Below are 21380 nucleotides of genomic sequence, written 5' to 3'. Positions count from 1 at the left end.
TCTGCAACAGCAGCGTAAAAAAGTTTGGGTCGTTCAGCAGGTTATGGCACACTGGGCGCGTCTCGAGTCTTAGGAAACAAGAGACTCCCCCAAAAGATGACTTTATTCAAGCATCTCGAGGGGTATTACCCCATATCCATCACGCTACCTGACCAAATTCCAACAAATATCCATCAGGAGCGCTGAACGTGCTCATGGAGCCAGACGATACCAGACAGCATCCAGGCGATATGCGCCAGACCGAACCAGCCTGATTGGCTCGACAGGGCTGATTTCGGTATCCTGGCCGGATTCGATTGAGCGGAGCGCAAGCATCATGCAACGCATCGGCCTGTACGAGCAACTGATTACCCAATGGATCGCCAGTCGGCTCGATCATCAGCGCTTCTACATCGGCGAGCGCGAGCTTGATGCAGCATCGGCCACGCAGTGGCTGTCGCGCTTCCTGGTCAAGGTATTCGCCTTCGCCCTGGAGTCCGTCCCTGCAGACAAGAGCGGACAGCACCTGACGCACAAGATCCGGCTCGCCAACGAACTTCTGCTGTGGCTGAAAGCAAAAATCGAGAAAGACGAGGGGTTCTTTACCGACAATCTGCTCGACACCCGGGGCAGGATACTGACTGCAATCTACGAGCTGGAAAACCCCGTGGCTGCGGATCTCAAGAAATATGTCGAAGACATCCATCCCCTGACGGGCCTCACCGAGAGCGAACTGTTCAGTGGCAGCAATGCCGGCCTGTCCCTGGACAGCGAACTCAAGCGCGAAATCCTGTCTGCCGATCGCATCGACTGGCTGGTGTCGTTCGTGAAATGGGCCGGCATACGCATCTTTCGTAATGAATTGCAGGCATTCGCCCACAGCGGACGGCCATTGAGGGTGATCACCACCTCGTACATGGGGGCCACCGATGCCAGGGCGGTCGAGTTTCTGGCCAACCTGCCCAACGCGCAGGTCAAGCTGAGCTACAACACGCGCGCCGAACGGCTGCATGCAAAAAGCTATCTGTTTTATCGCAATACCGGTTTTCACACGGGTTACATCGGTTCATCCAACCTGTCCTTTTCAGCATTGACCAGCGGCCTGGAATGGAACCTGAAGATCACCGCCCAGGAGATCCCGCACATCATCCAGAAGTCGCAGCAGACTTTTGAAACCTACTGGGCATCCGATGAGTTCGAACGCTTCGACGGCAAGGCGGAAAGCCGGTGCAAGCTCCGGCACGCATTGGACACGGCGCGCGGCGGCAGCCAGGATACCGCCGGCTATTTTTTCGACGTCCAGCCCTTTCCGTATCAGCGGGATATTCTCGAGCAATTGCAGGTCGAGCGTGAATGGCACGGCCGGCACCGCAACCTGATCGTGGCGGCAACCGGCACCGGAAAGACCCTGATTTCGGCCTTCGATTTCATGCGCTACCGGCAGGCCAATCCGCAGGCGACATTCCTGTTTGTTGCCCACCGCAAGGAAATCCTGCTCCAGGCACGGGCTGCATACCGGGGTGTACTGAAAAGCCCGCACTTCGGTCAATTATGGGTGGACGGCGAGCGACCCGAACACTACCGCGAACTGTTTGCCTCCATCCAGACGCTGAACAATCAGCTGGCCCGATTGCCGCTGACTGCAGGCTTCTATGATTACATCGTGATCGACGAAGTGCATCACGTAGCGGCACACAGCTACAGGGCACTGATGAGCCACTTCACGCCGGACATCCTTCTGGGCCTGACCGCCACACCAGAGCGGCATGACGGCAGCGATATCCTGCCTGATTTCTGTGACGTGATCGCCGCCGAACTGCGCCTGCCGGAGGCCATCAATCGCCGCCTGCTATCGCCTTTCCAGTATTTCGGCATCGATGATGACACCGACCTGCGGCGCGTCGCCTGGGTGCGCGGCCGCTACGACCCCAGCGAACTCAAGGTCATCTATATCGACAACGAGGCCCGGGTGCGTCGCATCCTGGAAAGCATGCGGGCGCTGTTGACCGACGTGCAGAAAATCAAGGCGCTGGCATTCTGCGTCAGCCGAGAGCATGCCGAATACATGGGCCAGCGATTCCGCAGCCACGGCATTCGTGCCGGGGTCCTGACCAGCGACAACCGCCATGAACGGACACAGCAACAGCAGGCACTGCGCAGTGGTGAAATCCAGATTCTCTGCGTCGTGGATATCTTCAATGAAGGCGTGGACATTCCCGAGGTGGACACGCTGCTGTTCCTGCGCCCGACCGAGAGCCTGACCATCTTTCTGCAGCAGCTGGGCCGCGGCCTGCGTCTGGCCAGCGGCAAGGACACTTGCACCGTGCTGGACTTCGTCGGCAATTCACGCCCCGAATATGATTTTGCCGGCAAGTTCCGTGCCTTGGTCGGCAAAACCCGACAGGGGCTGGAAGCCGAGCTCAGGGCCGGTTTTCCCCATGCGCCATTGGGCTGTCGAATCGAACTGAGCAAGCGCACCGAAGAAGAAGTGCTGCGAAATATCCGCAGCGCCATCTTCAGCCGCAATCGCCTGCTGCATATGCTGCGGCAGTTTCGACAACAGACCGACTTGCCACTGACGCTGAAAAATTTCATCAGGCTGCATCCGCAGCTGCAACTGCAAGAGCTGTACAAAAAGGGCGGCTGGACCGAATTGCTGGCAGCGGCTGGCCTGCATGCAACGGAGCAGCCGACAAGGCCCGATTTGTACAGGCTATACAAACGCACGATCGAAACGAGGTTCCTGGGCTGCGATGCAGTCGACTACCTGCAGTTCCTGCAGCAACTGGTGCAGGCAGACTTTACCCTTCCCGCGGGTGCCCATCCACGTCTTGCCCTGATGTGTCATTATGACTTCTGGCAGCAGGCCGGCCCTCAGGTCGGCTTCGAGAACGTGCAGGACAGCCTGCACGCACTGCGTCACCCAGCCCTGCAGCATGAATTGAGCGCCGTGCTGCAGTTGCTGCTCGAGCACGTCAGGCATGTGCAATGGCCCATGCCCGGCTGCACCGGCGTCCCCTTGCAGTTGCACGCCAGATACAGCCGGGATCAGATTCTGGTCGCGTTCGGAGCCACCACCTTCGCAAACCAGCCCTACTCGCGAGAAGGTGTATACCGCATGGAAAACGAGCGCATCGAATTGCTGTTCGTGACCCTGGACAAGAACGAAAAGCATTTCTCTCCCAGCACCTCGTATCACGATTATGCGATCAACGAGGAACTGTTTCACTGGCAGTCACAGAATGCCAGCCGCCCGGATCACGGCCGCGGCCAGGAATACATCCAGCACCAGGCGCTGGGCAAGCGGCTCTTCCTGTTTGTGCGCGAGGCCAGCAAGGATGAATACGGCCGCACCCGGGGATTCGTCAATTTTGGCGAGGTGGACTATGTCAATCATGCGGGCGCCCAGCCCATGAACATCACCTGGCGCCTGCGCAGCGCCATGCCGGATTTCATGTGGCAGGAGGCGGCCAAGCTGGCGGTTGGCTGAGATGATCACAGCACATGGACCGTCACCGACGACTGACCCGATCCCGGTCCGGTCACACAAGCCGAGATTGAAGTGTTCGAGCGATGGTTCGGAGACCTGTTCGATGAACTCTTTGACCCAAACAATTGAGCCGTTCCCTATTGCAGGGTGAGTCATAGTGTGGTACATATACCCATCGTTGGAGTGAACCTGTGATCGTAGGCTTTCGGGACGACTGGCTTCGGGCTTTCTTCGTGAACGATGTTCGCTCCCGCAACATCCCGTCCGATCTTGAGGCCCGCTTGTTCCGCAAACTGCAGATGATTGACGACGCCGTGACCGATCAGGACTTGCGCGTGCCGCCCAGCAACCACTTCGAGAAGCTGCGCGGCAATCTCGCAGGGTTCCATTCCATCCGCGTCAACCAGCAATGGCGCTTGATCTTCCGCTGGGATGGTGAGCGCGGCGAGGCGGAAGGGATTTATCTGGACGGTCACAGCTACCGATGAAAGCGAGGCGAACATGCTGACCACCAAGCGCAAGCCGACGACTGTCAGCGAGATACTGACCGAAGAGTTCATGGAGCCGATGGGGCTGACACAGGGCGCGCTCGCCGAGGCGATGGGCGTCCAGCGCAAGCACGTCAACGAACTATGTGGCAATCGCAGGAACGTGACGGCGGCGACGGCACTGATCCTCGCCCGTGTGTTCGGCAACAGCCCGGACTTCTGGCTCAACGTGCAGCGGCGCAGCGATCTCTGGGAAGTGATGAACACGCCCAAGGAGCGCGAACGGGTTGAGCGCGCACGTCCGTTACAGAACGCCGCTTGAGCGCGGCGTGCAACTGGTCGAGACCTTCATCGAGCCGGGCACCTCGACCACCAATGACCACCGTCCTTGGTTCCTGCGCATGATCGAGGCAGGCACGTCCAAGCCCACGCCGTGCCACCTGGTCATAGCACCCATTCATGCATTGGCAATGGCGGCCTCGACTACAAACCCATTCGGATCACGCAGGCAACGTGCAATTGCCCACCGCCATCGTGCGCGCCCAGGCTTGCAGAAATAAGCAGACCGCACTACAGCATGATTCGGATGGTGTCGGTTGCCATCGACAGGAGCACATGCCCAGCCACCTGGCTGGCCACGCCGAAGCGGTCACATTTTGGTCACACAAGGCCGACGAGGCAAAACGATACTCAGGGCACAATCCTGAATAGCGTATCTGTTTGATTTTATTGTTGTTCTGGCGGAGAGGGTGGGATTCGAACCCACGGTACGCTATTCACGTACGCCTGATTTCGAGTCAGGTACATTCGACCACTCTGCCACCTCTCCGGCTTGCTCGCAGCCAAGCAGCGCATTCTAGCACAGTTCACCCAAAGTTGAACGCACCCCAGCGGCCAGCATCCGGTCCAGATAGCCGGCCACCAGCGCCTTCCATTGTGGCGTCTGGCACAGGCTGGCCGGGAACAGCCCCGGCAGGCCCTGCAGGGCCGCCACGATGTGGCTGGCACGCGCTGCCTGACCCTGCAGGCACCGGATGATCTCTTCTGCGCGCGGGTCCTGAAGGCTATAAAACCCACCGGCATCCGTGCGACCCAGGCAGTAGCGCATCCATGCGGCAGTGGCCAGCGCAAAGGGGCGCAGATCCCCCGAGCGGGCCAGAACTTCGGCCGCGGGGATGAGGATGCGCTGCGGCATTTTTTCGGTACCGTCCATGGCGATCTGCGCCGTCTGGTGGGCAATGGCCGGATTCGAAAAACGGGCCATCAGGGCCTGGGCATACGCACCCAGATCCATCGCGGGTGGGCATGACAGGCTGCTGGCTGCGGCCTGCAGATGGCGTCGCACGGCCGCTTCGAAGACAGGATCCGCCATGGCATCGCGCACCAGCGCATGGCCCGCCACATGCCCTGTATAGGCCAGCAGCGAATGCGCGCCATTGAGCATGCGCAGTTTCATCTGCTCGTAGGGGGTGACGTCATGAGTCAACTGGGCGCCGGCCTGTTCCCAGGCGGGGCGGCCCTGCGGAAAATGGTCCTCGATCACCCACATGCTGAAAGGTTCTGTTTCCACGGCGGCCAGATCGATGCAGCCTGTGGCCTTGCGCGCGTCATCCAGCGTCGCAGCCGTTGACGCGGGTGTGATGCGGTCGACCATCGTGCCCGGAAAGGCCACCTGCTCGATGATCCAGGCCTGGCACTGCGGTGCCAGGTGGCGCGCCATATCCAGTACCCCCGCGCGCAGCAGGCGGCCGTTTTCGGGCAGGTTGTCACAGCACAGGACGGTGAATGGCGCGCTGGCCCGACGCTTGCGCTCGCGCAATGCCCACAGCAGCAGGCCCAATACCCCCGTGGGGGCCTCGGGGTGCTGCAGATCATGGACAACTGCAGGATGCGATTCGATGATATGGCCACTGGCGCGCTGTATGCCGTACGCTTTTTCGGTAACCGTCAGACTGACGATGCGCGTGCCCGGTGCCACCAAGGCCTGCCGCACCTGTTCGGGTTGATCGGCCAGCGCCAGCACACCCGCCACGCTGCCGATGACACGTGCCGCGCTGGCGCGCGGCCCCCGTTCGAGCACGGTATACAGGCCATCCTGCGGATTCAGGGCGCGCGCAACATCCCGGCTGCGCAGGCTCACCCCGGTGACGCGCCAGTCGCCACCGCAGGCGGCCAGGGCGGTATCGGTGTACACGGCCTGATGCGCCCTGTGGAATGCGCCCGGACCCAGGTGCACGATACCCACGCCATGCTCGCCCGGACGGTACGCGGGCCACTGCACCCCGCCCGCGATGACTGCCGGGTTGCCGTGATGACCCCACCAGGCCGTATTCAGACGCGCAGGATTCATGCGACGCGCCCGACTGCGCTGTGCTCGAGTGCCGTCATGACGCCGCGCAGTTCTGCCAGGCCTCGCAAACGCCCGATGGCGGGATAGCCTGGCTGGGTCTGGCGCTTGAGATCATCGAGAATGTTCTGGCCATGATCGGGCCGGAATGGGATGGAGTGATCCAGCCGCCCAGCCGCACGCCGCTGCTGCTCTTCGGCCACCACGGCGGCCATCAGGGCCACCATGTCGGTGTCGCCCGCCAGATGTTCGGCCTCGTGGAACGACCCGGACACCGCATTGGATTCCCGGCGCACGTTGCGCAAATGCAGGAAATGCACCCGCTCGCCCAGACGCCGCATCATGCCGGGCAGATCATTGTCTGCGCGCGCGCCCAGCGAACCGGCGCACAGGGTGATGCCATTGGCCGGCAGGTCGACGGCACGCACCAGATCGGCATGATCCTGCTCGGTGGACATGATGCGCGGCAGGCCCAGCAGCGGCCAGGGCGGGTCATCGGGGTGGCAGCACAGGCGCAGGCCAAGCTGCTGGGCTACCGGCGCCACCTGTTCGAGGAAGTCATGAAAATGGCGGCGCAGCCGCTGTTCATCGATGTCGCGATACGCCTGCAGATGGCCGTGCAGATCGGGCAGGGACATGCGCCCGGCGCCCCCTGGAAGCCCGCATATCACGTTCGTGATCAATGCCTGCTGGCGCGTCGTGTCCATGACGGCAAAACGCGCATCGGCCTGCGCCCGGATCTCCGGGGAGAAGGATTCGGCCGCCCCCGGGCGCCGCAGGAGATGGATGTCGAAGACCGCGAAATCCACGACATCGAAACGCATGCAGGTGCCACCGTGCGGCAGGCGCCAGCCCAGGTCGGTGCGCGTCCAATCGAGCACCGGCATGAAGTTGTAGCAGACCACCTCGATGCCACACCGGGCCAGGTGGCGCAGGCTGGTCTGATAATGTGCAATGTGCGCCTTCCAGTGGCCTTGCTGCTTCTTGATGTCTTCCGACACCGGCAGGCTTTCGACCACTTCCCAGGCCAGCCCCGAGGGCGCACCACTGCCCATGCGGGCGATCTGTGCCTGGCGTGTGCGGATTGCCTCGATGGACCACGCTTCGCCCACCGGGACATGGTGCAAGGCCGTGACCACCCCCTGCACGCCCGCCTGCAACATATCATCCACACTGACCGCATCGTGCGGCCCGAACCAGCGCCATGTCTGCCTCATGCTTGCCCCGTCCTGATCCAGTGCGGTCCGGTCGACCGATCTGCGCTGCGCCGATTGCCGAACGCTGCAGGAAACCCTATAGTAACTGCAGTACCGGCACGGCTGGCTACAGGGATCACTCTTGCGGAGGGCATCATGGAACTGCAGGCCCTGAATTACGTACTCGATATCGATGGCGACGGCCAGATTGCCGGCTGGGAAGCCATCCATGCCATCAAATGGGGCTTTTCGCTGCCCGGGCGGCTGATCATCGAGGGCCTGGGCAACATCCCGCTGGTGGCCGAGACCCTGGGCATACAGGCGTCAGCCGCCACGGGCTATGCCAGTTTCAACAGCCTGCTGGCCACAGTGCTGAACCTGCTGTTCTGGGTGATCCTGTTTCTGCTCATCACGCACATCGGGGCCCACGGCAAAACGGCCGAAACCGACGCCGAAGCTACAGAAACACCCGACAGCCCCCAGCGCTATCGCGGGCCCAGGGTTTCCAAACCGCCCATGTAAGGCCGCAGCACGGGCGGCACCACCACGCTGCCATCGGCCTGCTGCCAGTTTTCGAGCACGGCCACCAACGCCCGACCCACGGCCACCCCCGAGCCATTCAGCGTGTGCAGGTATTCTGGCCGGGCTTTCGCGCCATCGCGCCTGAAGCGCCCCTGCAGGCGGCGCGCCTGGAAATCGAGGCAGTTCGAAACCGACGAGATCTCGCGCCAGGTGTTCTGCGCGGGCAGCCAGACCTCGAGGTCGTAGGTCTTGGCGGCACCAAACCCCATGTCGCCGGCGCACAGCAGGACCACCCGATAGGGCAGGCCCAGGGCCTGCAGCACGCGTTCGGCCTGGCCCACCATTTCGTCCAGGGCCTGCCACGACTGTTCGGGCTGCACGATCTGCACCATTTCGACCTTGTCGAACTGGTGCTGGCGAATCAGCCCGCGCAAGTCGCGCCCGCCGCTGCCCGCCTCGGAACGAAAGCAGGGCGTGTGGGCGGCCAGGCGCAGCGGCAGGTCAGCCGCATCGAGAATGCGCTCGCGCACCGTGCCGGTGAGCGGGATCTCGGCGGTGGAAATCAGGTACAGGTCTTCGGCCTGCCCCGCGTCATCGGGCGTGCTGCCATGCCCCCCGCGGGTGACCCAGAACATGTCGTCCTTGAACTTGGGCAACTGCCCCGTACCATACAGGGTGGCGCTGTTGACGATGTACGGGGTGTAGCATTCCTGGTAACCATGCTGTTCGACATGCAGATCCAGCATGAACTGGGCCAGCGCCCGATGCAGGCGGGCAAGCGGCCCGCGCAGCATCATGTAGCGCGCGCCCGCCAGGCTGCGGGCGGCCTCGAAATCCAGCCCCAGGGGCTCGGCCAGATCGACGTGATCACGCACCGCGAAATCCGGCGCCAGCGGGTTCCCGGCGGTATCGGCAGGCCCCGGCAACCAGCGGCGCACCTCGACATTGCCCGCTTCATCGGCGCCATCGGGCACGCTGGCATCCGGCAGGTTCGGCAAGGTCATGAGCCAGTCGTTCAGTTCTTTCTGGATGACGGCAAGCGCCTGCTCGAGGGCCTTGAGTTGCGCAGGAATCCGCTGCGACTCGGCCATGAGCACCGTGGCATCTTCGCCGCGCCCCTTGCACTGGCCAATCTCGCGCGCCAGCGCGTTGCGCCGGGCCTGCAAGGTTTCCGTCTGCACCTGCACGTCCTTGCGGCGCGCCTCGAGAGCCTGATAGCGTTCGGTATCAAAGGCGAGACCGCGCCGGGCCAGCGCGTGCACGACGTGGGCAGGATCCTTGCGCAGCAGGTTGGTGTCTAGCATGATGTAGGGCCGATGAAATTCGTCAAAGCCGGTATTGTAGGCAATTACTTCTTCTCGGCCTCATCCAGGCTGCGCAGGAAGGCGAGCTTCTCGGCAATTCTGGCTTCCAGGCCCCGAGGCACGGGGCGATACCAGCCGGGCTCGCCCATGCCGTCGGGCAGGTAGGTCTCGCCAGCCGCATAGCCATGGGGCTCGTCGTGCGCATAGCGGTAGGCCTGGCCATGGCCCAGTGCCTTCATGAGCTTCGTGGGTGCATTTCTGAGATGCGCCGGGACCTCGCGGCTCGTGTCCTGTTTCACGAAGGCCCGTGCCCGGTTGTAGGCGTTGTAGCCCGCGTTGCTCTTCGCAGCCACGGCCAGATAGATCACGGCCTGCGCGAGCGCCAGTTCACCTTCCGGGCTGCCCAGGCGCTCGTAGGTCAGGGCCGCCTCGTTGGCGATCTGCAGGGCGCGGGGATCGGCCAGGCCAATGTCTTCCCAGGCCATGCGCACGATGCGCCGCGCCAGGTACTTTGGATCCGCGCCACCATCGAGCATGCGGGTCAGCCAGTACAGCGCCGCATCGGGATGAGAGCCGCGGACGGACTTGTGCAGGGCTGAAATCTGGTCGTAGAAATGGTCGCCACCCTTGTCGAAACGCCGGCTGTTCAGGGTCAGCGCATTCTGCATGAAGTCGGCATCGATCGTCTGGATTCCGGCTGCGCTGGCGGCGGTATTGCACTGTTCGAGCAGGTTCAGGAGCCGTCTGGCATCGCCGTCGGCATAGCCCACGAGCGTGTCGGTGGCGCGTTCGTCGAGCGCCAGATCGCCCAGGGCCTTGCGGGCACGCACCAGCAACGCTTTGAGTTCGGGTTCAGCAAGGGGCTGGAGCACATACACCTGGGCGCGCGAGAGCAGGGCCGAATTCACTTCAAAGGAGGGGTTTTCGGTGGTGGCGCCAATGAACGTCACCAGGCCGCTTTCGACATAGGGCAGCAAGGCGTCCTGCTGGGCCTTGTTGAACCGGTGGATTTCGTCCACGAACAGGATGGTGCGCCCCCCACGCGCCAACGTCTGCTCGGCCTGCTGCATGGCCGCGCGAATGTCCTTGACGCCGGAAAACACCGCGGACAGGGCGATGAATTCACACTTGAAGGCGCTGGCCGTGAGCCGTGCGAGCGTCGTCTTGCCCACCCCAGGCGGCCCCCAGAACAGCATGGAGTGCGGCGTGCCGGATTCAAGCGCCAGGCGCAACGGCCGACCCGGGCCCAGCAGGTGGGTCTGGCCCACCATGTCGTCGATGCGCGCCGGGCGCAAGCGCTCGGCCAGCGGGGCATGCGCAGGCACCGTGGCGCCCTTGGGCGGCGCGCCGGGCGCAGGTGTCGTGATGCCCTCGGGCGGCGCGCCGCCCGACCCTGCAGGCGCGGATGAAAGCAGGTCGCCTTGAGACCCCATCAGTTCATCCGCACCAGCGCGGCCCCGGCTGGCACTTCGAAATCAAACGTGTCTTCAGGCAATTGCACCCCTGTCTGAACGCCCGAAAGATCGATGCGGGTGATCTGCCCGAAGGCATCCAGCAGTTCGAGGCGCCGCGGCAGATCGTCGGCCAGACCGATGTCCACATGCACAAACCCCGCGTCCGGGTTGCGCGGCACGGCGCGCAACCATGCCAGCCCATCGCGGGACGGCCGATCCTGCAGATCGAAGGCGTCTGCCAGAGACCCGGAGCCAAACAGCAGGGCGGCGGGCGAAGCCCCGACGGCCTGATCGGCCCGCCGTTCAGTGACCTGTTCGAGATCGGGATCGTACTGGAACACCCGCTGCCCGTCGGAGACGATCAGTTGCTCGTGGGGCTCGAGGATCTGCCAGCGGAAGCGCCCCGGCCGCCTGAACGCAAACTGCCCGCGCTGCGGCGCGGCGCGAGCCCCCTGCGCCGGATCGGCCAGCGACGTCTGCGTGAATTGCCCTGTGGCCGACTGGACCTGATCGACAAAGGCCTGCAACTGGCTTCGGGCACCTTCGGCGGCCCAGACCATGCTCGGCGCCAGCAGGACCAGCCCATACAGGACAAGCTGGCGTGCAGCCCGTGCAAGCCAGCGAACGGCCGGCTGCGTGTTCGTGGCAGACCGGGGCACCATGGCGCAGGCGTTCATTCGTCATCCCCCTGGGCACCTGCCGGTACCAGTATTTCACGATTGCCATTGGGCTGCATGGCCGACACCAGGCCCGAACGCTCCATCTGATCGAGCAGGCGCGCAGCCTTGTTGTAGCCGATGCGCAAATGGCGCTGCACCAGCGAAATCGATGCCCGCCGGTTCTTGAGGACGATTGCGACGGCTTCGTCGTACAGAGGCTCGGATTCGCCATCGGCCATGCCGGGAATGCCCGAGGCAGCCGCGTCACCTTCGCCTTCTGTGGTGCCCTCGAGCAGGCCCTCGACGTAGTCGGGCTCGCCCTGTTCTTTCAGGGCGTCGACCACACGATGGACTTCGTCATCGTGCACGAAGGCGCCGTGCACCCGAACCGGCACGCTGCTGCCCGGGGGCTGGTAGAGCATGTCGCCCTGCCCAAGCAGGGTCTCGGCCCCCATCTGGTCGAGGATGGTGCGCGAGTCGACGCGCGAAGACACCTGAAAGGCGATGCGTGTGGGAATGTTCGCCTTGATGAGCCCCGTGATCACGTCCACGCTGGGCCGCTGTGTCGCCAGAATCAGATGAATGCCGGCGGCCCGTGCCTTCTGGGCGAGACGGGCGATGAGTTCTTCGACCTTCTTGCCCACCACCATCATCAGATCGGCCAGTTCGTCGATGACGACCACGATGTTGGGCAGGGCAGACAAGGGCTCGGGCGCATCGGGCGTGAGCGAGAACGGATTGGGCAGCGGTTCGCCCTTTTTCTGGGCCTCACGCAGTTTGGTGTTGTAGCCCGCCAGATTGCGGACCCCCAATTTGCTCATCAGCTTGTAGCGCCGCTCCATCTCGGCCACGCACCAGTTCAGCGCATTGGCCGCCTGGCGCATGTCGGTGACCACCGGCGCCAGCAGGTGCGGAATACCTTCGTAAACCGACATTTCGAGCATCTTGGGATCGATCAGGATGAGGCGCACCTGGCTCGCGTCGGCCTTGTAGAGCAGCGAAAGAATCATCGCATTGATGCCCACCGACTTGCCCGACCCGGTCGTGCCCGCCACCAGCAAGTGGGGCATTTTGGCCAGGTCGGCCACGACCGGGTGGCCGGCGATGTCCTTGCCCAGGGCCATGGTGAGCAGGGACGCACTGGAATGATAGACCTGCGAGCCCAGGATTTCGGACAGGCGCACGACCTGCCGGCGCGGGTTGGGCAATTCGAGCCCCATGAGGTTCTTGCCCGGGATGGTTTCCACCACCCGGATACGCACCAGGCTCAGCGCACGCGCCAGATCCTTGGCCAGGTTGACGATCTGGCTGCCCTTGACCCCGGTGGCCGGCTCGATCTCGTAGCGCGTGATGACCGGCCCGGCCTGGGCCGCCACCACGGTGACGCTGACACCGAAGTCGGACAGCTTTTTTTCGATCAGGCGGGAGGTGTACTCGATGGTTTCGGGCGAAATCGTCTCTTGAACCTGCTCGACCGCATCGAGCAGGGAGAGTTCGGGCAGCCCACCGGCCATGGCCGGATCGGCGGTGAAGAGATTCTGCTGCTTTTCCTGCTGCGCGCGTGCCGACCTGGCCACCGTCGTGACCGTGGGTTCGATGCGCACCGGCTGGGCATGATCCAGATGGGTCTGGCGGGTTTCGACCAGTTCTTCGCGCTCGGCCTGCGCCACGGCCCCCACCTTGCGGTCTGCGCGGGCGTCTCTGGATTCGAGCAGACGCACCCAGGTGCGCTCGAGCGCCAGGCCGATGCGTTCACAGAGCACCAGCCATGAAAACCCGAAGAACAGGCTCGAACCTATCACGATCAGGGCCAGCAGCAGCAAAGTACCGCCGGCATGCCCCAGCAGATCGGCCAGCGCCCCGGCGAGCAACTGGCCCAGCTGCCCCCCGGCCCCGGCCGGGAAGCCCGCCCCCCATACCGGCAGGCGCAAGGCCTCGATACCCATGCAGCCCACGAACAGCAGCGCAAAGCCAAAGCCCGCTTCCCAGGGCACCCGTGGCAGGGTTTCGGGCACACTGCCGGGCAGCACGATCCGGGTGAGGCGGTAGAACCCGCCAATCAGGCGTTTGAGCAGCAGCAGCACCCACAGCCATGCACTGGCACCGAACAGGTAGTAGAGCAGGTCTGCCACGTGAGCGCCAAAGCTGCCGCCCCAATTGTGCACGACCCCTGCATGCACGGCGTGCGACCAGCCGGGATCGGACGCCGCCCAGGTGGCCAGCACCAGCACCAGCCAGCAGCCGACGGCAGACAGCAGGATCCAGCGGGCCTCGCGCACGAGACTCGACAGACGTGTCTGCATGGGAGAGGGCCCGTTGCGTACGTTACGCGATGCGCGCGAGGAAGCTGCCGGTAATCTAGCCATCGCACCATTATAATTGGCGGGACGAAATGAAAGGATTTTCTGCCATGTCCGATGTAAAACACGCCAAACTGATGATATTGGGCTCGGGCCCTGCTGGTTACACAGCGGCCGTATATGCCGCACGCGCAAACCTCGAACCCGTGCTCATCACCGGGCTGGAGCAAGGTGGCCAGCTCATGACCACGACCGAAGTCGACAATTGGCCGGCCGATGCCCAGGGTGTCCAGGGGCCAGAACTCATGCAGCGGTTCCTGCAGCATGCGGAACGCTTCAACACCGAGATCGTGTTCGACCATATCGCCTCGGTGGATCTCTCGAGCCATCCGTTCGCTCTCACCGGCGACACCGGCAGCACCTATGCGTGCGATGCCCTGGTGATCGCAACCGGGGCCTCGGCCCGCTATCTGGGGCTGCCATCCGAACAGGCCTTCATGGGCCGCGGGGTGTCTGCCTGCGCCACGTGCGACGGCTTCTTCTACAAGAATCAGGATGTCATCGTGGTCGGCGGGGGCAACACTGCCGTAGAAGAAGCGCTGTACCTGTCCAATATCTGCCGCAGTGTCACCCTGGTGCACCGACGCGACCAGTTCCGTGCCGAACCCATCATGGTCGACAAGCTCATGGCCAGGGTGGAAAACGGCAACATGACGCTCGCCCTGTTCGAAGAACTCGACGAGGTGCTCGGCGACGATTCCGGGGTCACCGGCGTGCGCCTGCGCAACAACCAGACGGGTGAGACCCGTGAACTGCCGGTGATGGGGGTCTTCATCGCCATCGGCCACACGCCCAATACCCAGCTGTTCACCGGCCAGCTCGATATGCAGGATGGCTACCTGATCACCCGCAGCGGCCAGCAGGGTCTGGCCACCATGTGTTCCATCGAGGGGGTGTTTGCTGCCGGCGACGTGCAGGATCATGTCTACCGCCAGGCCATCACCAGCGCCGGCACGGGCTGCATGGCCGCGCTCGATGCCCAGCGCTGGCTCGATACCCGGGCCAGTTGACACCGGCCGCCCGAGTGGGCAAGACCCTCATCGGCTCGCTGGCTGAATTCAGGCGCCTGCAGGCATTGGGCCGATCGGCCGTCAATACCCCGGTCTCGCAGACCAGGCCAGCCGGGGCAGCGGCATCCCCCGTCCCGGCTCGCGCCGGGCCAGCCAGTACAGCGGTCGCGCCTGCCGCGGCCGGCAGCGCGCCAGCCGGCACAGCGGCCTGCCCTGCTCCGCCCAGCCACGGGCCGGCCGGCACTGGTGCGCCGGCCGCACTGGATGAGGCCGACCGGGCCTTGTTCCGGCAGACCATGCGCCACGTCCAGCCACTGCCCGAACACCGGCCCCGTGCGCGGGCACGCGGGCGCCGCGAACCCGACGCCTGGCTGCAGGCGCGGCGCCTGCACGCTCAGGGCGATCCTGCAGCCCCGGGCCAGCGGCCTGCCCACTCCGAGCCACCAGTGCGCACGTCGCTGCGACCCCCAACGAACGCCCACGACCCTGACGCGCGCGAGTTTCTGCAGGCGGGTTGCGGCACTGACCTGTTGCATGGCCTGAGACGCGGCAAATGGCCGATCCAGGCCACGCTCGATCTGCACGGCAGCCACCTCGACCAGGCGATCGAGCGTCTCGAACGCTTTCTGTCCACGTGCCTCGAGCATGGCATCCGCTGCGTGCTCATTGTCCATGGCAAGGGTATCGGTTCACGCCGCGGCACCGCAATACTGAAAACGGCCGTGCGCACCCATCTGGGGCGGCTTGCCTGCGTCCAGGCCTGGGCCGAGTGTGCCGAGCGCGACGGGGGCGCCGGAGCCGTGACGGTGCTGCTGCGTCGCAGTACCCGGGAGATTCCCGGCTCCCACCCCTGAAAGGCGCAGACATGCATATCAGCTGGCTCTACCTGATCATTGCCATCATGGCCGAAGTAGTGGCCACCTCGGCCCTCAAGGCTTCAGACGGGTTTACCCGGCTTGCGCCGTCCGCAGTCACCGTCGCTGGCTACGCAATTGCCTTCTACTTGCTGGCCCTGGCCCTGAAGGCCATCCCGGTGGGCGTCGCCTACGCCGTATGGTCGGGCGTGGGCATCGTGGCCATTGCGCTCATCGGCTGGCTGGCGTTCGGGCAGGCGCTGGATGCCGCGGGCGTGATCGGCATTGCGCTGATTCTGGCCGGGGTGCTGGTGCTCAATGTGTTTTCGGCCAGCAGCCCCTGAACCCGCCTCGGAGCCTGTATCAGAGCCTGTATTTTACCGGCTGCACGAACAGCGCCCCATGGAAATCGGCATCATAGACCTGCAGATCGGCCAGGCCCCGCGCAGCCAGGCGGGTGGCCAGTTCGTCGCGGCCCACCACCGTGGGATCCAGGGTGTCGGATGCCACCGCCAGAGACCAGTACGACCCGTACAGGGGGATGTGCAGGCCATAGCCATGCACCTGCGCAAAGACGGCGCGCAGATCGGCCAGCAGGCCAGACACCTGTGCCGCCTCATGAAACGGCGCACCCAGGTGCAGCACCAGGGCGCCGCCCGGCACCATCAGCCCTTGGCAGGCCTGGAAGAATTCGCGCGTATACAGCGGGCCGGCAGGCGTTTCCGGATCGGTAAGATCCAGATACACCAGATCGAACTGCTGCCCGTTTTGCGCACAATCGCGCACGAATGCCAGGCCATCCTGGATGCGGACCTGCACCCGTGGGTCATCGAAACTGCCGCGATGGATGCTTTGCAGGTGGGTACGTGCCAGTTCGATCACCGCCCCATCGAGCTCGACGAGCGTCACCTGTTCGAGGCTGGGGTGCTTGAGCAGTTCTTCCAGCGCCCCGCCATCGCCGCCCCCCACGATCAGTGCGCGACGTGGGTCAGGATGCGCCAGGGCCGCCGGATGAATCAGGGGCTCATGGTAGAAGGCCTCGTCGGCCTCGGAGGTCATCAGACAGCCATCCAGGCGCATCGTCAGCCCCAGGGTGGATGACTCGAGCAGTTCGAGCCGTTGCAAGCCGGTGAATTGGTCAAGCAGCCGCTTCTGGAAGCGAAACCCATAGATGGCATCACCGTTGAGGCCTTCGGTCAGGAGTTCGCCGGCAGGTGCCGGCGCGTCACGCTCGCCGCGCATGAGGCGCTCGTGCTGGCTTTGACCGGGCTGGAAGGCGGCTTCGACCTGCGCCATCAGGCGCTCGGCCCTGGCGGAATTGTCAGCCTCGAAATTGCACACATAGACATCGAGCGTGACCCCGCCGCGCTCGGGCCAGGTATGCACGGCCAGGTGGGATTCGGCCAGCAGCAGCATCCCCGTCACGCCGCCGGGTTGCCCCTGGTAATCGGGAAACGTATGCCATTTTTCAGCGACGATGGTCAGGCCCGATTCGAGTGTAGCCAGGCGGCACAACCGGGCAAGTGCGCGCTCGTCGGTCAGCAATGACGGGTCGGATTGGCAATGATAGAGATCAGCCGTGAGGTGCAAGCCGTGCATGATGCGCATCCCCAGCAAAAAGAAAAACAGCTGATGATAGACGATAGAAGAAAATGCAGCAAGGATGTTGGTTGAACGTCGCACAATAGGCGCAATTCAGGGCCCAGGAAGCAATGCCTTCGACCCCAATGGATCGAGGCCAGCGTTTGAAGGCTGGCCCCGACGATTTTTTGGTTTTCTGGGTACTGCATGGTTTTATGTACCCTGACCGGGTACCTGCGCCCAGCAGGGCTGTCTCCTCACCTGCTTGTTGCAGATTATGCATGAAGTGACCAGCCATGACACCTAGGGAAGTCCCTAGAGCGACCGTTGCGGATCGGAAATCATCTCATGCAAGGCGCGCATGTTGTCGGGCAGCACGTGGATCAGGCCTTCTCCGGGCACGTCGATCTGGGCGATGACGTACAGCGACAGGGCGATCAGGAACGGCAGGACGGTCACCAGCGCATAATTTCCGCGTACCCCATGCACTGTATAACCGATCAGGAAGTTGCTGCACAGTGCAAATATGATGGCGAGCGCCCAGGCCGGAGCGGGGATCTGGGCCCGCCAACTGGACAGGGTTTTCTGCTGGGCCAGGTACAGGGCATCGCAGGCATCCAGCAGCGATGTGTGCAACGCGCTGGGGTTGGCGCGAGCCTGTTTGCTGAGCAACAGCCACATGCGCGTCTGCAACTGGCTGCTGAGGCGGCGGGCCTGCTGGCGTTCCTGTGGATCGGCCGTGCCAAAGAACAGGATGCGTTCCTGCAGGTAGTCCTTGAGCATGCCCTCGGCCGCCGACTGTTCATGCGCCTGCAGCAGCGCCGCCCGCTGCATGGCATGGCCGATGGCGAAAGCCTCGTTTTCTTCAGCCTGCATGCGCGTGTTGTAGCCCGCAATGGCAAAGGACAGCAGAAACCCCAGCAGCAGGCCAAACAGCGACAAGGTGGCCCCCAGGACGATTTTCACGACATCGTCCGCGACGATCTCCTGGCGATCCTGATAGGCGCGCACGGCCTTGCCCAGCAGCGCGGCAAGCACGAACAGGACGACGCCGGCCAGCAGCATCCACAATGATTCGAAGTTGAATTTGTTGAACATGGCTGATGTCCGTGTGGATTGTTGGATATTGAACCCTAAAACGGTCATTATTTGAACGGAAATCAGTGCTTCCGACAAATTTCACCTGTACCGACCGATGACTTCAACGACCGATGACTTCAACGTGAACTGAACAACGGTATCGGGTAGAGTCATGCCATATTCATCGATTCCGGAGACAATCGTGATTGCCGAATCCGAAATGCCCTACCTGAAACGCTGCGTCGAACTGGCCCGCGAAGCCCTGGATGCCGGCGACGAACCCTTTGGCTCCGTGCTGGTGTCGGCACAGGGCCGGATCCTCTTCGAGGATCGCAACCGGGTCGCAGGGGGCGATCACACGCGCCACCCCGAATTTGAAATCGCGCGCTGGGCCGCGGCCCATCTGAGCTCGGCAGAGCGTGCGGCAGCCACGGTCTATACGTCGGGAGAGCACTGCCCCATGTGCGCGGCCGCCCATGGCTGGGTGGGGCTGGGGCGCATCGTCTACGTGAGCTCGTCGCGGCAGCTGATGGGCTGGCTCAGTGAGTTGGGCGCCCCGCCACCGCCCGTGCGCGCCCTGCCCATCCAGGATATCGTGCCGTCGGTGCCGGTCGACGGGCCGGTACCGCGCCTGGCCGAAGAGGTGCACGCCCTGCACCGGCACCGGTTCAGCGCTCGGGCATGAAACCCGACCACTCGATGCCGGCCAGTTCGGCGATCGGCTTGTGCCAGCTGGCCAGATCATCGCGGTTGAACTGATCCAGCCGGCCATGGCCACAGGCCCGGGCCAGCACCTGCATCAGCTGGACGCTGGCCTGCAGGAACGTGGCCAGGCGCGCGGCGGCCACGTCGACATCGAGGCGCTTGCGCAGTTCGGGGTCCTGGGTGGCAATGCCGGTCGGGCAGAGGTTGGTGTGGCAGATCCGGGCCGCCACGCAGCCGATCGCCTGCATGGCCGAATTGGCCAGGGCGATGCCATCGGCCCCCAGGGCCAGGGCCTTGGCGAAGTCGGTATGGGTGCGCAGGCCGCCGGTGATGATCAGGGTGACGCGCCCGCTGGCCCCCAGTTGGTCGAGGCAGTGCCGGGCCCTGGCGAGCGCGGGGATGGTCGGCACCGAGATGTGGTCGCGGAACATCAGCGGCGCATCGCCGGTGCCCCCGCCCCGGCCATCCAGAATGATGTAGTCGGCGCCGGCACGCACGGCGAACTCGATATCACGTTCGATGTGCTGGGCGCTGAGCTTGAAACCAATGGGCACGCCCCCCGTGCATTCACGCACGTGGCCGGCAAAACGGGCGAAGTCGTCCACCGTGTGCAGGTCGGTGAACGTGGGCGGCGAGTCGGCGTCCAGCCCTTCGGGCAGCCTGCGAATCTGCGCGATCCGGCCGGTCACCTTGCGCCCGGGCAGATGCCCGCCGGTACCGGTCTTGGCCGACTGCCCGCATTTGAAATGAAAGGCCTGCACGAGTGGCAGCAAGGCGTCGTCATAACCAAACCGGGCCGAGGCATACTCGTACAGGTAACGTCGATTGGCCTGCTGTTCTTCGGGCAGCATGCCGCCCTCGCCGGAACAGATGCCGGTGCCCGCCCGTTCGGCCCCGCGCGCCAGCGCCATCTTGGCTTCTTCGGACAGCGCGCCGAAACTCATGTCGCTGACCAGCAAAGGCAGATCGAGCGCCAGGGGTTTGCGGGCCTCGGGCCCGATCACCAGCCCCGTGTGTACAGGCACGTCTTCCTGAAGCGGCTGGCGTGCGAGCTGCGCGGTCATGAACTGGATATCGTTCCAGTCGGGCAGCTGGCTGCGGGGCACGCCCATGGCATCCATGACACCATAGCGCCCCATTTTCGACAGGCCCTCGCGGGCCAGGCGATGGATGAAAGCCACCGTGGGCTCTTCCGGGGTGGGCTGGGCGACCGGCGCGGCATCACTGGGGCTGACCCCATTGGCCCCGCCCGCAGCCGCATCCGAGCCGCCAGCCGCGTCTGTTGCCGCGCTGGACACCACATCTGCTGCGCCGCGGGCAGCCACCTGGGCGCCGGCCCCTGCGCCAACCTCTGCGTCAGCCAGTGAAAATGGCTTGCCCACCATGTCGTCAGGCACCTGGCGGTGATGGCCGTCGCAATACGGTGCCTTGTGCGTCTGCTTGCAGCGGCACAACCAGGCCTCGCCATCCTGTTCGGCCACGAAGGCCAGGGGCGTGAAACCGGTACCGCGATGTGACCCGTCACAGAACGGCTGGTTCCTGGAGCGCCCGCAGCGACACCAGTGGTATTCCTTGCCGGCCTGCAACTGCACGGCAATGGGCTTGTTCATGGCAACGACGGGTTTCATCTCAGTCTCCTTGCAGAATGCCGGCATCGCGCATCCGCCGATGCACACCAGCGACAATGCGATCACAGCGTTCACCGGCAAACGAGAATGCCTCGGCCATGCATTGCTGGAAGGGTTCCTGCAAGGCCTCTTCGGCATCGCGCTCGTCGGCCAGGATGCTGCGGGCGGCCCGGTACATGCGCTGGTTGTAGCGGCGCATCAACTGGTCGAATGCAGGCACATGGCCGTTTGCCGCCTGTTCGATCAAGGCTGCATCCTGCATGGGCCCAAGCCCGGCTACGGTGTCCATGGTGGTGATCCTCTCCCGCTGTTTTCGGCCTATTGGATCACGGTGTTCACAAAAATGCACCCTCCGCCGGATCCGTTGTCACGTTTTGCCAGCGCGCTGCATCCAATGAATGAACCGGCATCTTGCCGCCTCATTCATTTGTCCACAGGAGATCTGTCATGACACTGTCATCACTTATGACCCGCACTGCAGCCGCCACTGCCATCATCGCTGCACTGTCTCTTCCACTGATCGGTACCAGCGCACTGGCTGCCGATGTCAACGTACAGAATGCGCCACCTGCTACGCCCTATGCAGCCGTCAGTTCGCTGTTGACATCCTCCCCTGCCTAAAGTCAGGGGATTCCTACGGCGCTCACCCCAGCATCGAGCCGGAATGAGCCGCTTCGGTGGGTTCCTGCTGCTGGCGACATTACTGCATCGCTCACTTCACAG

General features: G+C 63.8%; 19 protein-coding genes and 1 tRNA gene. 9 read left to right on the top strand and 11 right to left on the bottom strand.

What is annotated here, in order from left to right; translation table 11 throughout:
- The first annotated feature begins 316 nt into the window (after positions 1–316).
- The 3 genes from WCY17_RS13270 to WCY17_RS13260 all read left to right on the top strand — a co-directional run bounded on the left by WCY17_RS13270 (position 317) and on the right by WCY17_RS13260 (position 4279).
- A complete protein-coding gene (locus WCY17_RS13270) occupies positions 317–3469 on the top strand; it encodes a DUF3427 domain-containing protein (RefSeq protein ID WP_372702668.1) in 3153 nt (1050 codons plus the stop codon).
- 191 nt (positions 3470–3660) lie between these two features.
- A complete protein-coding gene (locus WCY17_RS13265; protein ID WP_372702667.1) occupies positions 3661–3957 on the top strand; it encodes a type II toxin-antitoxin system RelE/ParE family toxin in 297 nt (98 codons plus the stop codon).
- A 13-nt stretch (positions 3958–3970) separates the two neighbouring features.
- Complete coding sequence (locus WCY17_RS13260; protein WP_372702666.1) at positions 3971–4279, top strand: HigA family addiction module antitoxin; 309 nt, start codon at positions 3971–3973, stop codon at positions 4277–4279.
- Between the two features lie 416 nt (positions 4280–4695).
- On the opposite strand, the gene WCY17_RS13255 is transcribed toward WCY17_RS13260, so the two are convergent.
- From WCY17_RS13255 to uxuA, 3 genes are all read right to left on the bottom strand, one after another.
- Positions 4696–4786 (bottom strand) — tRNA-Ser (locus WCY17_RS13255).
- 27 nt (positions 4787–4813) lie between these two features.
- Entirely contained in the window at positions 4814–6307 is a 1494-nt protein-coding gene (locus WCY17_RS13250; RefSeq protein ID WP_372702665.1) for a mannitol dehydrogenase family protein, read from the bottom strand.
- A complete protein-coding gene (gene uxuA / locus WCY17_RS13245; protein WP_372702664.1) occupies positions 6304–7521 on the bottom strand; it encodes a mannonate dehydratase in 1218 nt (405 codons plus the stop codon). Before uxuA ends, WCY17_RS13250 begins: the two co-directional genes overlap by 4 nt.
- A gap of 135 nt (positions 7522–7656) precedes the next feature.
- On the opposite strand from uxuA, the gene WCY17_RS13240 reads away from it, so the two are divergent.
- Entirely contained in the window at positions 7657–8022 is a 366-nt protein-coding gene (locus WCY17_RS13240; protein WP_372702663.1) for a hypothetical protein, read from the top strand.
- On the opposite strand, the gene serS is transcribed toward WCY17_RS13240, so the two are convergent.
- The 4 genes from serS to WCY17_RS13220 are packed head-to-tail and all read right to left on the bottom strand — an operon-like array spanning position 7986 to position 13805.
- A complete protein-coding gene (gene serS / locus WCY17_RS13235) occupies positions 7986–9326 on the bottom strand; it encodes a serine--tRNA ligase (protein ID WP_372702662.1) in 1341 nt (446 codons plus the stop codon). The genes WCY17_RS13240 and serS overlap by 37 nt on opposite strands.
- 44 nt (positions 9327–9370) lie before the next feature.
- Positions 9371–10759 (bottom strand): replication-associated recombination protein A, encoded by a 1389-nt coding sequence (locus WCY17_RS13230; RefSeq protein ID WP_372702661.1) that lies wholly within the window; start codon positions 10757–10759, stop codon positions 9371–9373.
- A complete protein-coding gene (gene lolA, locus WCY17_RS13225; RefSeq protein WP_372702660.1) occupies positions 10759–11457 on the bottom strand; it encodes an outer membrane lipoprotein chaperone LolA in 699 nt (232 codons plus the stop codon). Before lolA ends, WCY17_RS13230 begins: the two co-directional genes overlap by 1 nt.
- Positions 11454–13805, bottom strand: a complete 2352-nt coding sequence (locus WCY17_RS13220) for a DNA translocase FtsK (RefSeq protein WP_372702659.1) — start codon at positions 13803–13805, stop codon at positions 11454–11456. The genes lolA and WCY17_RS13220 overlap by 4 nt, the downstream gene beginning before the upstream one ends.
- A gap of 44 nt (positions 13806–13849) precedes the next feature.
- Here WCY17_RS13220 and trxB point away from each other — a divergent pair, with 44 nt between their 5' ends.
- Genes trxB through WCY17_RS13205 form a run of 3 tightly spaced genes read left to right on the top strand, consistent with a single transcriptional unit; the run spans position 13850 to position 16007 of the window.
- Complete coding sequence (gene trxB, locus WCY17_RS13215; protein WP_372702658.1) at positions 13850–14809, top strand: thioredoxin-disulfide reductase; 960 nt, start codon at positions 13850–13852, stop codon at positions 14807–14809.
- Positions 14810–14823: 14 nt separating this feature from the next.
- On the top strand, positions 14824–15663 hold the full coding sequence (locus WCY17_RS13210) for a Smr/MutS family protein (protein WP_372702657.1): 840 nt from the start codon (positions 14824–14826) through the stop codon (positions 15661–15663).
- Between the two features lie 11 nt (positions 15664–15674).
- Complete coding sequence (locus WCY17_RS13205) at positions 15675–16007, top strand: multidrug efflux SMR transporter (RefSeq protein WP_372702656.1); 333 nt, start codon at positions 15675–15677, stop codon at positions 16005–16007.
- 19 nt (positions 16008–16026) lie between these two features.
- On the opposite strand, the gene speE is transcribed toward WCY17_RS13205, so the two are convergent.
- Positions 16027–17262 carry a polyamine aminopropyltransferase gene (gene speE, locus WCY17_RS13200; RefSeq protein WP_372702655.1) on the bottom strand — a complete coding sequence of 412 codons (1236 nt, stop codon included), beginning with the start codon at positions 17260–17262 and terminating at the stop codon, positions 16027–16029.
- A gap of 297 nt (positions 17263–17559) precedes the next feature.
- A complete protein-coding gene (locus WCY17_RS13195) occupies positions 17560–18342 on the bottom strand; it encodes a hypothetical protein (protein ID WP_372702654.1) in 783 nt (260 codons plus the stop codon).
- Positions 18343–18496: 154 nt separating this feature from the next.
- Between WCY17_RS13195 and WCY17_RS13190 the strand changes: the two genes are divergently transcribed.
- On the top strand, positions 18497–19009 hold the full coding sequence (locus tag WCY17_RS13190) for a nucleoside deaminase (RefSeq protein ID WP_372702653.1): 513 nt from the start codon (positions 18497–18499) through the stop codon (positions 19007–19009).
- Here WCY17_RS13190 and WCY17_RS13185 read toward each other — a convergent pair.
- Together WCY17_RS13185 and WCY17_RS13180 are read right to left on the bottom strand one after the other, a co-directional pair.
- Positions 18993–20657, bottom strand: coding sequence for a glutamate synthase-related protein (locus WCY17_RS13185; RefSeq protein ID WP_372702652.1), 1665 nt, complete (start codon positions 20655–20657; stop codon positions 18993–18995). The genes WCY17_RS13190 and WCY17_RS13185 overlap by 17 nt on opposite strands.
- A gap of 1 nt (position 20658) precedes the next feature.
- Complete coding sequence (locus tag WCY17_RS13180; protein ID WP_372702651.1) at positions 20659–20946, bottom strand: hypothetical protein; 288 nt, start codon at positions 20944–20946, stop codon at positions 20659–20661.
- Between the two features lie 158 nt (positions 20947–21104).
- Between WCY17_RS13180 and WCY17_RS13175 the strand changes: the two genes are divergently transcribed.
- Positions 21105–21278 (top strand): hypothetical protein, encoded by a 174-nt coding sequence (locus tag WCY17_RS13175; RefSeq protein WP_372702650.1) that lies wholly within the window; start codon positions 21105–21107, stop codon positions 21276–21278.
- Positions 21279–21380 lie beyond the last annotated feature (102 nt).

The organism is Castellaniella sp. (assembly GCF_041677825.1).
GTDB lineage: Bacteria > Pseudomonadota > Gammaproteobacteria > Burkholderiales > Burkholderiaceae_B > Castellaniella.
Note: the sequence above shows the minus strand (reverse complement) of the source record. Positions and strands in the feature narration are given on the sequence as shown.